The following is a 12918-nucleotide window of genomic DNA, read 5'->3' as shown; positions in this document are numbered from 1 at the left end:
GGAGGAACGAAAATGAAGCTTATTAAGTCAATTAGCAAAGTAGTGCTTGTCTTAACAACAGTAAGCTTATTGGCATCACCGCTTCAAGCGGGAGCTGCTCCCTATGAGGGGTACAGCTACTCTTACTGGGGAGATAGTGTGAGTACCCCTAATGCTTACACTCCGGCAGGCACGATTGATGGCACCGGGCAAGGCATTGGCAAGCTTTTAGAACCGAGCGATATGTATGTTGCTGAGGACGGCTTGCTTTATGTACTGGATGCAGGGAACGGACGAATTGTCGTCTTTGATAAAGATTGGCGGGTTGTTCGGGAGATTCGCGGCTTTGTGCGGGATGGGAAGAATGAGAAGTTCAATAGTCCGCAAGGAATCTATGTTACGAAGCACAATCATATCTATATTGCCGACACTGAAAACCGCAGAGTGGTGGAACTGACAGGAGAAGGAGATTTTGTACGCGACATTGGAGCTCCGAAGTCTGATGTCATCCGCTCTGGCTTCGAATATTACCCGATCAAGGTTTCTGTAGATCATGCGGGCCGGATCTATGTTGTCGGCAGAGGGGTCTTCGATGGAATTATCGAGCTTGATGCAGAAGGAAACTTCACTGGTTTTATGGGGACGAATCGAGTGAAGTTTGATCCATGGGACTACTTCTGGAAGAAAATGTCGACCAAAGAGCAACGCAGTAAGCTGGAACAATTTGTTCCGCTAGAGTTCAATAATGTGGATCTGGACAGCGAAGGCTTTTTGTATACGACGACGTCTGAGCTGACCTCTACCGATCCGATTAAGCGGCTGAACCCGGTTGGAGAAGATGTCTTGCGGCGTCAAGGCTATTGGTTCCCAAGAGGAGACATCTATTCCATGGGCTCTAGTGAAAGTTCACTCTTGATCGATGTCAAAGTCGGTGAGAATGGGGTATATAGTGCGCTTGATTCCCGAAAGGGACGTGTATTTACCTATGACCAGGACGGAAATCTATTGTACATTTTCGGTCGTATGGGCGAGCAGGAAGGCACGTTTCGTACCCCTGTTGCTTTAGAGCGTAGGGGGGATGATTTCCTGGTGCTGGATAAGGCGATGAATCGAATCAGCGTATTCAAGCCGACCCGTTATGGTGCATTAATTAATGAAGCGAATCATCTGCTGTTCTCCGGCAAGTACGATGAGGCGGAACAGAAGTGGAAGGATCTGCTTAAGCTAGACTCCAATAATGAGATCGCTTATGTCGGTATTGGTAAGGTGATGCTTCGCCAAGGAGAGAACAAGCAGGCACTGGAATATTTGAAACTTGGTTATGACAGGGAGTACTACTCTAAGGCATTCGGTAAATATCGCAAAGAGATAGTACGTGAATACTTTGGGACAGGGATGACCATCGTGATCGTCCTGGGTGTAGCCCTGGTGGGCTTCAGCTTCTTAAGAAGAAGGGCGAGAGGGAAGGTGAATGCGGATGTTACGTGAGATGACCAAAACCCCGTTTTATGTACTGCTTCATCCTTTTCAAGGGTTCTGGGATTTGAAGTATGAGAATAAGGGCAGACTGCGCGTTGCTCTGTCCATGCTGCTATTGCTGACGGTGGCGACTATATTGCTGCGGCAGTACGCAGGTTTTGTTGTTAACTTTAATTATCCCTATGACCTAAATAGCATTAATGAACTGCAATATATTGTTCTGCCATTCTTTCTATGGTGCGTAGCGAACTGGTCTTTGACGACACTCATGGATGGTGAAGGGAAATTCAAGGACATTGTGATGGCCACTGGCTATGCGCTGCTTCCGCTGATCTTGATGAGATTCGGGAATGTGCTAATCAGTAACATCATTACTACGCGTGAATCAGCCTTCTATTACATGATAGATTCACTATCTGTACTATGGTTTGTCTGGCTGCTGTTTATCGGCACAATGACAGTACATCAATATACAGTTCTGAAGACCATTGTCACGATGGTGCTAACCTTGGTGGTTATGGGCATTATCATGTTCCTGGGGCTGTTATTCTTCAGTCTGCTTCAGGAAATGATCGGTTTCGTGGTATCCATCTATAATGAGATTTCATACCGCATCTAGGAAGGAGGCTGGCAGACGTGAAAAACAAATGGAGAGCGGCGGTCGCTGCGGCAGTTGTAATCAGCTTAGTAACTGCTGGAAGCGGGCCAATCGGGCAAGCTGGAAATGTTGCTGCTGCGCCCAATTCCCTGGATGCGCCGGTAACACAAAGTGATTACTCAGAAGAGGCGGTTGATTCTTCAGGTGCAGCGGCATCGGCTCTAGAGTCCATGACGCTGGCTGCCGAGAACGAAGCATTGGCACTTTACTATAGTCCCAAGACGACAGAGATTGCTGTCAGTAATAAGAAGGATGGCACTGTCTGGTTCTCGAACCCGCAGGACCGGGATACGGACAGTAAAGCGTCTGGGATGAATAAATCCATGTTATCCAGCCAATTGCTGCTGAATTTCTCGGATAAAACAGGCAAGCCGCAGCAATATAACAATTTCAATCAGAGTGTGGAGTACGAGCAATTTGAAATTGAGAAGCTAGGTGACGGCCTTAAAATTCTGTATACCATCGGCGAAAAGCTGCGCGGTGTAGAGCAGATTCCAAAGTTTATTAGTGAAGAACGTTTCCAAACACTGATCCTGGATAAGATCAAGGATGAGAAGAAGAAAAAAGATGTCCTCAGCAGATTCAACTTGGATGAGAATAGTAAGCTCTACGAGCGGCGGGATACTGCCTTGAAAGGAATGGCGCTGACCAAGACACTGCGTACGCTAGAGGAAATCGGATATGGCGAAGAAGAGATGGAGATAGACCGTAAGAATAGTGATGTGGTCAGCCAGGCTTCATTCGTGATTCCGCTTACTTATCGCCTTGAGGATGATCAGCTTGTAGTGAATGTATCGGCTGAAAATATTCAAAACAAAGGTTTCTTTCTGCACTCCATTTCTGTGCTGCCTTACTTCGGCGCTGCCGGTACCAAGGATCAGGGCTACATGTTCGTACCTGACGGCTCGGGTTCACTCATTCATCTTAATAACAATAAGCTGACTGCCTATGGCTATAATGTGCCTCTATATGGAGCGGATTCAGTTAGCTTGCCGAAAAAGCAGGTGCTGGGCGGAGAAACGGCTCGTTTGCCGGTGTTCGGTATGAAAAAGAATGATGCAGGCTTTGTAGCCATCGTAGAGAATGGGGACGGAATCGGACGCATTGAAGCCGATGTAAGTGGACGGGCGAACTCGTACAATTATGTGTTCAGCAGTTATGAGATCACTGATTCTGATCCGCTTGCACTGACAGGATTCTGGATGCAGCAGTCGGTTCCTAAATTCCAGGATAGACCGTATAACGGTGATATCACGGTTCGCTACGGATTTTTGCAAGAAAAAGAAGCGAGCTACAGTGGGATGGCTTCCTACTACCGTTCGTACTTAATTAAGAAGTATGGGCTTGAGAAGCTGCATGAGCAGGAGCAAATTCCGTTCAATGTAGAATTGATTGGTGGAATTCCAACGAGGAAATTTTTCCTGGGCATTCCGTATAGCTCTTATCAGCCGCTTACCACGTTCAGTCAGGCACAGGACATTCTTAATCAGCTTCAGGTTGATGGTATCCACAATATTAAAGTCCGCTACACGGGATGGTTCAATGGCGGGCTGAATCATAAAATCCCATCCTCTGTATCCGTGGATAGCAAGCTGGGTGGAAAAAAAGGACTTGCGGAACTACAGGACTTTGCGGATCGCAACGGAATTACGCTGTATCCCGATGTATCCTTCATGAGAGTGCTTCAGGATAAAGGGGATTTCAAACCGAAAAGAGATGCGTCACGTACGATGAATGGCGTAGTAGCAACGGTCCATCCTTACGATTTAGCTAGTTATTACAAGCTTACGTATTTGGAACCGACCTATCCGCTCTCTCCTGCTAGGCTGCCTGTAGTAGTGGATAAATTTATGAATCAGTACAACAAGCTTGGGCAGAAGGGGTTGTCTCTGCATGATATGGGAGATGAACTGAATTCCGACTTTAATACGAAGAATGTCCTTACCAGGGAAGAGAGTAAGAAGGCAGTAGAAGAACAGCTTGCGAAGCTGCACACTTATCCGAATATGATGGTATCGGGTGGTAACGCATACACTCTTCCTTATGTAGATAGTGTCGTTAATGCACCGCTTGCGAACAGCGGCTATAACCTTACTGATCAGAGTGTGCCTTTCTATGAGATGGCGCTGCATGGGTACATCGATTATGCAGGAGAAGCGCTCAATCTCTCGGATGAGCAGGATACTCGTTATCATGTTCTGAAATCACTGGAGACGGGCTCTGGGCTGTACTTTACTTGGTTCTATGAGAAACCATCACTGGTTAAGGAAACCGGGTTCGACTATCTGTATTCTGCGAGCTATCAAAATTGGATGGATGAGGCCAAGTCGACGTATGCCGAAATAAACAATGTGCTGAGTAAAGTACGGACTCAGATTATAAAGGATCATCAAATGCTAGAAAAAGGTGTCTATCAAACCACCTATGAGGATGGAACATCAATAGTAGTCAACTATAATGATTATCCGGTCAATGTAGGTGGCGCTGCTGTTGAAGCGATGGGATACCTTATGGGAGGCGAGCGCAATTGAAGCAACCTAGAGTCGGGCTAACGCTGCACCAGCGGCAAAAGTATAAAGGAGTATGGTTTATTCTCCCCTGGTTTGCCGGATTCCTGTTATTGTTCCTTGTGCCGCTTATTAATTCGCTGCGCTATAGCTTCAGTACACTGAAGGTGAACGATAATGGATTTTCTATTCAATCTGTAGGTTGGGCTAATTTTAAGAATGCTTTGTTTCAAGATGAGCATTATGTACGAACGTTGACTGAATCCATGGCGAACATGGCCATCAATGTACCGCTAATTGTTATTTTCAGTTTGTTTGCAGCGGTGCTGTTGAATCAGAAGTTTAAAGGAAGAGGCCTCGTTCGCGCCATATTCTTCTTGCCGGTTATTCTGGCCTCTGGCGTCATCGCGGCTGTTGAAAACGGCGATTATACCCAGGGAATCATCAAAAGTGCAAGTCAGACGTCAAGTGGTGAGTTTGCGCTGTTCCGTAATCTGGAGCTCGCCAAGCTGCTATTAAACTCAGGTGTCAATTACCAAATCGTTCAATACCTGGTCGGGGCGGTCAACCGGATCTATCAGATCATTACGGCCTCTGGAGTGCAGATTCTTATTTTCGTAGCAGGCTTGCAATCCATTTCCGGCTCGCTGTATGAAGCCTCCAAAATTGAAGGTGCAACCGGGTACGAGTCATTCTGGAAAATTACGTTTCCGATGATCAGCCCGTTGATTTTGACGAATGTGGTCTATTCTATCATTGATAACTTGCTTACAAGCCCGACGACCCAGCAAATTCGGGATACGGCCTTCAAGTCCTATCAATTTGGACTTAGTGCAGCAATGGCTTGGATCTATTTTGTCGTGATCTCGCTCTTCTTATGGCTAATTACAATGCTCATTTCCAGGAAAGTATTCTACCACGACTAAGTTAGGAGGGAGCCTGCTATGAAAGCTGAAAGTATTAGAGAAAAGGCGGCGCATGTGCTACCTTCTTCCTTGGAGCGCATGTCTCATTCAAGTTTTTGGGTTAATCATGTGAAAAATTGGCTCTGGGTTTTTGTGCGAAGCGTTCTTCTTGCCGGCATTTCCTTTATCATCTTGTATCCGATTCTGATTAAGGTCATGATTGCGATCAAAGATCCTGTTGATCTCTATGATGCCAGTGTAGTTTGGATTCCAAAGCACTTCACGTTGAGGAATTTTTTGTTAGTAAGCGAGTCGCTGAACTATCCGAAGGTTCTGCTCAACACATCGTTATTGTCTATTCTGGTCATGGTGTGCCAGACCTTGTCTTGTGTACTTGCCGGTTACGGGTTCTCGAGAATGAAATTCCGGGGTAGCGGTTTGTTGTTCGGCTGCGTGATCTTTACGATTCTAGTGCCGCCACAGACGATCATGATTCCAACCTATTTGACTTATAAAAACTTTGATATTCTAGGCATCATTACCTTCTTAACAGGTAAACCCTTGAATCTCATCGATACTTACTGGCCGTTCTTTATTTCCTCTATTCTAGGAATGGGGCTGAAGACAGGACTATTTGTTTACATTTTCCGTCAGTTCTTCAGAGGAATTCCTAAGGATTTGGAGGAAGCGGCTTGGGTGGATGGATCAGGCACCTTCGGTACCTTTATGCGGATTATTTTGCCGAATGCCATTCCGGCCCTGGTGACCGTCATGCTGTTCTCCTTCGTATGGCAATGGAACGACTCCTTTTTTACCGGGATGGTCCTGAATGAAACGGGTGTGATGTCTTCCATGGTATCTGGCGCGTGGGGACAGATCATGTTCTATCTGAGATATACGGAAACTTCTCTCGGTATGGACCCGCTGTATGCATCTATGATTCGTAATACTGCGGTATTGATGGCGATTCTGCCGCTGATTATTATGTACTTGTTCGTACAGCGTCACTTTGTAGAAAGTATGGAACGCAGTGGTCTGGTGGGTTAATCTATATCAGATGAACAAAAGAAAGTAACAAAAGCGAGAAGGAACGAAGGGGGAAGTTTGGAACTGTAGGAGCGAAGCGTTCGCCTGAAAGCTTTCCGTAGGAAAGCTAGCATCGGAAGCCTAAGCTGTTCCCAGATTTCAACCGCTAGAAGTGGTTTAAATCAAATAAATCTGGGGACAACAGCGACCGGAAGTCCAAACATTCCACCGTAGTGACGATTGAGCCTTACGTGAAGATCTTAAGTTCGTCATATATAGCTACCTTTGAATAGGGCGCAAGAAGGTTGATTGCTTTCTTGCGCCTTTATTTTTACGACAATAGGCGGGAGAGTGATGTAAGCTGATTAAGAACAGGAAGCTAATACTTGCCGCTCTGCTTCTTATCATTGGAGGAATTGTTGTTTTTGTATGGCTTAGCAGTCTCCGAGGGGAGGAGAAAACTATAGAGTCAGCAGCGAAAGATACGGTAGTAGAGGAGCAGCAAACTGCAGAATTGCCAGCGGCGAATGCAACCGAGCCACCAGCACCCACCTTATATGAATTCCAAGCTAATGATTCGCGGAACATTTTGAAAGGACCGCATACACAAATCGCTGATTGCGCACAGTGTTCTGATGGTAAACAGGTAGGAGGTCTTTTCGAAGGTAGTTCAATTCAGTTCAATGATGTAGAAGTCACAGAGGCTGGGAAATACATTGTAACCGCTTACTACGTATCGGGTGATCCACGCTCTTTTTATGTTAAGGTGAATGACAAGGATTCGGAGAAGATTGACTTTCCGGAAGTTGTGAAAGACGACTGGGATTCAGTAGGCAGCTTTGATTTTGAGATCGAACTGAACGGTGGCAACAATGTCCTGCTATTCTCTGACGGTGATTGGTACTCTCCCAATTTGGATCGAATTGTGATTAAGAAGGCGCCTGATAGCGTTAATGTTGGACAGAATCCAGCGTTCCAGTGGGGCGATTCTGCGAATATTGGTGAGCTGGCGACGACTTTGAAGGTTGGAAATATTACAGTATCACAGCATAGCTCTGGATTTACAGTGGATAGTGGTACTTACCAATTGCTTTATAATACGACAACTGGATTATCGTCATACGCCTGGGATGGCAAGGTGATCGCCAAGGGGGTATACAGCAGTTTCAAGCTGAATGAGGAACTGGTCTACAGCAATGAGTATGATTCGCACACTTTGCTAACTGATCAGGTAGAACAGATTCAGGATGGACATGGCAAAGGAATCAAGCTCATTGTCCGTAATGAGAAGCAAGGGCAACCAAGTCTTGAACAAATCTATTATGTGTACGAGAAGACTAACTACTTTATCAAAGCTGAAGAAGTGACTGGCAGCAGCGAGTTAAGTACGAATGAGATGGCTCCTGTGGTGCTGGAGACTGCTGGCGGAGTCGACCTTGGACAGTATAGTGATAACCGGGTGCTCATCGTGCCGTTCGATAATGATGCTTGGGCGCGTTATGATTCCAAGTCGATGAATACCCACCTGAACACGAATAGTAATATTAGCTCTGAAGTGACGGCGATCTTTGATAATGCCAGCCGTAATGGTCTGATTATCGGATCGGTGACTCATGATACGTGGAAGACAGGCATCCACTGGAGCGGTGCAGATAATCGTCTGGATCAGCTTAAGGTATTCGGCGGGTTTACTTCCAAAAAAGTCACCTATGACAGCTTGCCGCATGGAGCGATTAAAGGGCGACTACTTAAGTCACCGCAGATTTTTGTCGGTTTCTACAGCGATTACCGTGACGGGATGGAAGCCTATGGCCGCGCGAATGCAGTAGTAGCGCCTCCGCTCTCCTTCGGCCCGAATGTTCCGCAGGGGGTTCCTGTTGGCTGGAATAGCTGGGGAGCGTATGCCGAACATCTGTCGTATGATAATCTGATGGCAGCCTCTAACTTTTTCCATGATCATCTGCAAAATAAATCCTTCAACAACGATGGTGCGGTGTACATGAACATGGATTCCTTCTGGGATAATCTGTCGGATGAGCAGCTTGAAGATGCTGTGGTGAAAATCCGCAAGAACGGGCAGATTCCTGGAACATACCATACACCATTTGTATATTGGGGTAAGAATATGATTGCTGAAGTGGAAGGAACAGAGGGGAAATACACTTATGGTGATATCATACTCAAGGATGGTGAAGGGAAGCTCGTTCCGTATGGTAATGGAATCGCCCTTGATCCTACTCACCCAGGTACGAAGATGAAGATGGATTATGATATTGCCCGTTTTAAAGCACGTGGTTATCAGTTCATTAAGCTCGACTTTCTCACCCATGCTTCGATGGAAGGCGATTTCTATGATAAAAATATCACGACAGGGATACAGGCATACAACGAGGGAATGTCCTACTTGCTGAATCAGCTTGGGGACACGATGTTCGTCAGTGCTTCTATTGCGCCGATTTTCCCGAGCCAATATGCCCACAGCCGTAGAATCTCCTGTGATATTGACGGCTCGATTTCCTCTACGGAATATCAACTGAACAGTCAGACGTATGGCTGGTGGCAGAACGGGACGATCTATCATTATACCGATCCCGACTACATGACACTGACTAAGGGTGAGACCTTCGAGGGGGCACAAACCCGGGTCAATGCGTCGGTCATTTCGGGAACGGTCTATCTGAATTCGGATGATGTGCAGAGCGCGGAAGCACAGAAGCTGATGAAGAAACTGCTGACCAATCCGCGGGTGAATGAATTGGCGATTAAAGGCAAGGCTTTCCGTAATGTGGAGGGCAATACGGGAACCGCCGCTTCAGATACGTTTGTCTTGGAAGATCAGGGTGCTTACTATTTGGCTGTGTTCAACTACAGCAAGGAATCTGCAGAGAAGATCATCGATCTTGGTCGTGCAGGGATTCCGGCGAATGCCAGCATCCTTGATCTGTGGACTAATAAGCCGGTTCAATCACAAAATGGTAAGCTTACGCTCACGCTGAGTGGAAGACAATCCGTGCTGTACAAACTGGCTTCAAATTAAAGACTGACTACAAGTATTGAGATTCAAGAGCTGATTGGACATTGTCCAGTCAGCTCTTTTTTTGTGCTCCCGGTATGAGCCGGACTAAACGTCTTCACCATTTATTATTTAATTAAAAAATCAAGCGCAGGATTTCTAATCAAATTTATTGCCTCTGGTTATTTCTTTCTCTTCTATAGGAGTAGATGTATAAATGAAGTCGGTTCCACCATTAAGTGATATTAATGTTAGATAAAATAACATATAAGAGAGAATTTATATATAAAATTTGTATAGAAAGACTATTTTTATATTGTAATTCGATAAAATTAAATTATATGTGTCATGTATATTGACGCAGTTTTATGTTCGTGCTAAATTGTATTCAAAGTTAATCAACTCATCAAATAATTTAATTAAAAAATTAAAAAAAGAGTTGGGGGAGAGAAAGATGTCGGTCATATTGGTGGAGAACTTGTCCAAGAGGTTTTCGCGCAAAGGTCAGTGGACTGAAGCCTTACGTAACATCAATCTGGAGCTGGACAGCGGCACATTCGTCAGTTTGATTGGGCCGAGCGGATGCGGGAAATCAACGCTACTGCGTATCATAGGCGGACTGGAGACCGCTGATGCTGGAAAGGTGAGCATCGGTGGAATGACCCCGCTAGAGGCACAGGCATCGAAAGTGTTCGGATTTGTCCCTCAGGCGCCCGCATTGTTTCCTTGGCGCACGATTATTGAGAATATGCAGCTGCCGCAGGAAGTGAACCGCAAAGGCGGCGCAGCCTATGAGAGCAACCGCGAAGACGAGACGGAATTGCTGCGGGCTGTTGGTCTCGGCGACTTCACCAACGCATATCCAAAGGAGCTGTCGGGCGGCATGCAGCAACGTGTAGGCATTGCGAGGGCGTTCGCGAGTGGTGCGCCGATCCTGCTCATGGATGAACCCTTCTCCGCACTTGATGAAATTACAAGAGAGAAGATCAGTCACCAGTTGATGAGTATTTGGGAGAAGCATCAGAAAACCGTTGTTTTTGTTACGCATAACATCCGTGAAGCTGTATTTCTATCAGATAAAGTTGTTGTCATGTCGAGCCGTCCCGGGCGAATAACTGAGATTGTCGACATTAATCTGCCGCATCCTCGAACGAAGATGGAAGAGAATGATCCGATTTTTCATGATTATGTTCATCAAATCCGTGCTTTGTTGCAGGAAAGGTGGGATTGACTATGGTGGTCGCAGGCAAGCAAAACACATCGAGACTAAACGCAAAAGGAGCAGGTGTAACGATGATGGATATTAAATTGAATGCCAATAGGGAGTCTGGAATTACGTTTGATCCGTCGTCCGTACCTTCCAAAAAGTTTTCGAAAACGCGTCGGGCCTTGTCGTCGTCGGCACCTCCGACGGTTGCCTTCATCGGCTTCTTCCTTGTCTGGGAGGCGCTGGTCCGTCTGATCGGTCTTAATGCGCTAACGCTCCCTGCACCAAGCTCGGTGCTTGCAGAACTGTTTGGACACCTCTCCTTCTACTTGCCCCACGCTTGGACAACATTGTACGAAGCGATTGGAGGATTCCTCCTCGGCTCTGTGCTGGCGCTAACGGGTGGGATTATTATGGCACACTCGCGTTTGATTGAGCGCTCGCTGCTCCCGCTAGCCGTGCTTGCCAATGTGACACCGATCTCGGCCATCGCTCCACTACTCATGATTTGGTTTGGTTTCGGGGCGTTGCCCAAGGTGCTAATCGCGGCAATCGTCACCTTTTTCCCGATGCTGGTCAACTCGATTACAGGCTTCCGCTCCGTTGATGCTAACAATTATGAATACATGAAGTCGCTTCACGCCAGCAAGATGGAGATTTTCTTGAAATTACGGCTGCCGAACAGTCTGCCCTATCTGTTCTCTGCCGCTCGCACCTGCGTTAGTTTGAGCGTGATGGGGGCGGTTGTCGGCGAATGGAGCGGATCAACGGAAGGACTGGGAAATCTGGTAATGCTGTCGAGTAATAACATGCAGATGAATCAGGTATTCGCTTCGATCCTGCTGCTCGCACTAATGGGAATTATACTGACGAATCTCGTCCGTTTGGTCGAACGCAGGGTGCTTTCATGGCATAGCTCTGAACAGTCCAAAGGGTAACCTGACGTACAGCATCACCGAGTAATCGATAACAATAGATATGGAGGTCTGGAATATGGCAAAGAATAAGGTCTTTTCAACGGTAAGTTCGGCAGGTGCACTGCTAACGTTGTTCGCGATGGTACTGGCGGGCTGCGGAGGCAATTCTGGCAATTCCAGCAGCTCCTCTTCTTCGGCAGCAGCATCGCCTACCGCAATCGCGTCGGCACCTGCTTCGGCAGAATCGGATTGGGCAGCACGTAAGGCGTCCAACGAGAAGGCAGGGAAAATTAGGTATATGACGGGATTTTACTTCGGGGCCTCGCCGCCTGACCTGGAAGTCGTTGTTGCGGATGAACTCGGATACTTTAAGGATTTGGGCATCAATGTTGAGATTCAGGGTGGCCTTGATTCCGAGGGGATGAAGTTCCTTGCTGCGGATAAGATACAGATCGCCAGTGCAGGCGCCCCTAGCCTTGTCATCCAGTCTGTTGCTAGTGGTGCTGGTATTAAAGGGATTGCTACCTTCGGTGCCAAAGGGAACAACGCGCTGATGGTTATGGCTGACTCGGGCATCACGAAACCACAGGATCTGGTAGGTAAAACGATTGGGTACCACGGAGCGTTGCCGCCAAACTATGTAGCCATGTTCAAAAATGAAGGGATTGATCCGGCCTCGGTTAAAGGCGTCTCTGTCGGTTACGATCCCAGCGTGCTGAGTTCTGGCAAGGTCGCCGCGCTCACTGTCTACAAGTCTAACGAACCCCATATTATGGAGAGCAAGGGATTCAAGGTAAGTCTGATTGATCCTGGAGACTACGGTGCTAAGACATCATTTGGCGTCATCGTAGCTAATGACGAGTTCGCCAAGGAGCATCCGGATACAGTTACGGATTTTCTCCGTGCCGTTGCTAAAGCCCATGAATGGGCGCTTGCTAATAGTGACAAAGCACTCGATATGTTGAAGAAGCGTTCACAATCAGGGTACGATCTGGCCTCCGAGACTAATCGCTGGACAGTTGAAAGCAAAATTGTTAAGGATGCACAAGACCCGAAACACGGAGTGGGATGGCAAACGGACACACAGTGGCAGAATGAGATCGATATGCTGAAGAACGCAGGCGTGCTGACGAAGACGCTAGCAGTTACAGATGTTATGGACAACCAGTATCTCAATTCCATTTACGACGGAACTAATCTAATCTGGCCAAACAAATAATAGACACT

The 12918-nt window shown here is 46.8% G+C and carries 9 protein-coding genes; all 9 read left to right on the top strand.

What is annotated here, in order from left to right:
• The first annotated feature begins 12 nt into the window (after positions 1 to 12).
• The 9 genes from ACFVU8_RS13395 to ACFVU8_RS13355 all read left to right on the top strand — a co-directional run bounded on the left by ACFVU8_RS13395 (position 13) and on the right by ACFVU8_RS13355 (position 12910).
• Positions 13 to 1467, top strand: a complete 1455-nt coding sequence (locus tag ACFVU8_RS13395; protein ID WP_379469643.1) for a gluconolactonase — start codon at positions 13 to 15, stop codon at positions 1465 to 1467.
• Positions 1451 to 2077, top strand: coding sequence for a Yip1 family protein (locus tag ACFVU8_RS13390; RefSeq protein ID WP_379469641.1), 627 nt, complete (start codon positions 1451 to 1453; stop codon positions 2075 to 2077). Before ACFVU8_RS13395 ends, ACFVU8_RS13390 begins: the two co-directional genes overlap by 17 nt.
• Before the next feature lie 17 nt (positions 2078 to 2094).
• Positions 2095 to 4647 carry a DUF5696 domain-containing protein gene (locus ACFVU8_RS13385; protein ID WP_387427815.1) on the top strand — a complete coding sequence of 851 codons (2553 nt, stop codon included), beginning with the start codon at positions 2095 to 2097 and terminating at the stop codon, positions 4645 to 4647.
• Positions 4644 to 5549, top strand: coding sequence for a carbohydrate ABC transporter permease (locus ACFVU8_RS13380; RefSeq protein WP_175372340.1), 906 nt, complete (start codon positions 4644 to 4646; stop codon positions 5547 to 5549). The genes ACFVU8_RS13385 and ACFVU8_RS13380 overlap by 4 nt, the downstream gene beginning before the upstream one ends.
• An 18-nt stretch (positions 5550 to 5567) precedes the next feature.
• Positions 5568 to 6575: a carbohydrate ABC transporter permease gene (locus ACFVU8_RS13375; protein WP_246317157.1), complete on the top strand. Its 1008-nt coding sequence runs from the start codon at positions 5568 to 5570 to the stop codon at positions 6573 to 6575.
• Positions 6576 to 7068: 493 nt separating this feature from the next.
• Positions 7069 to 9591, top strand: coding sequence for a carbohydrate-binding protein (locus tag ACFVU8_RS13370; protein ID WP_387427814.1), 2523 nt, complete (start codon positions 7069 to 7071; stop codon positions 9589 to 9591).
• A 430-nt stretch (positions 9592 to 10021) separates the two neighbouring features.
• Positions 10022 to 10798, top strand: coding sequence for an ABC transporter ATP-binding protein (locus ACFVU8_RS13365; protein WP_379469634.1), 777 nt, complete (start codon positions 10022 to 10024; stop codon positions 10796 to 10798).
• Between the two features lie 2 nt (positions 10799 to 10800).
• Entirely contained in the window at positions 10801 to 11712 is a 912-nt protein-coding gene (locus ACFVU8_RS13360) for an ABC transporter permease (protein ID WP_387428027.1), read from the top strand.
• 55 nt (positions 11713 to 11767) lie between these two features.
• Positions 11768 to 12910: an ABC transporter substrate-binding protein gene (locus ACFVU8_RS13355; RefSeq protein ID WP_387427813.1), complete on the top strand. Its 1143-nt coding sequence runs from the start codon at positions 11768 to 11770 to the stop codon at positions 12908 to 12910.
• The last annotated feature ends 8 nt before the right edge of the window (positions 12911 to 12918 follow it).

The sequence above is a fragment of the Paenibacillus sp. NPDC058177 genome (assembly GCF_042883835.1).
In the GTDB taxonomy this organism is placed as follows: Bacteria; Bacillota; Bacilli; order Paenibacillales; family Paenibacillaceae; genus Paenibacillus_AQ; species Paenibacillus_AQ agri.
This window is presented reverse-complemented; position numbering and strand designations above follow the sequence as displayed.

Bases quoted from the DNA above. Each gene is read 5' to 3' on its own strand.
- ACFVU8_RS13395 (WP_379469643.1), top strand. From the start codon at position 13: ATGAAGCTTATTAAGTCAATTAGCAAAGTAGTGCTTGTCTTAACAACA.
- ACFVU8_RS13390 (WP_379469641.1), top strand. From the start codon at position 1,451: ATGCGGATGTTACGTGAGATGACCAAAACCCCGTTTTATGTACTGCTT.
- ACFVU8_RS13375 (WP_246317157.1), top strand. From the start codon at position 5,568: ATGAAAGCTGAAAGTATTAGAGAAAAGGCGGCGCATGTGCTACCTTCT.
- ACFVU8_RS13365 (WP_379469634.1), top strand. From the start codon at position 10,022: ATGTCGGTCATATTGGTGGAGAACTTGTCCAAGAGGTTTTCGCGCAAA.
- ACFVU8_RS13360 (WP_387428027.1), top strand. From the start codon at position 10,801: ATGGTGGTCGCAGGCAAGCAAAACACATCGAGACTAAACGCAAAAGGA.
- ACFVU8_RS13355 (WP_387427813.1), top strand. From the start codon at position 11,768: ATGGCAAAGAATAAGGTCTTTTCAACGGTAAGTTCGGCAGGTGCACTG.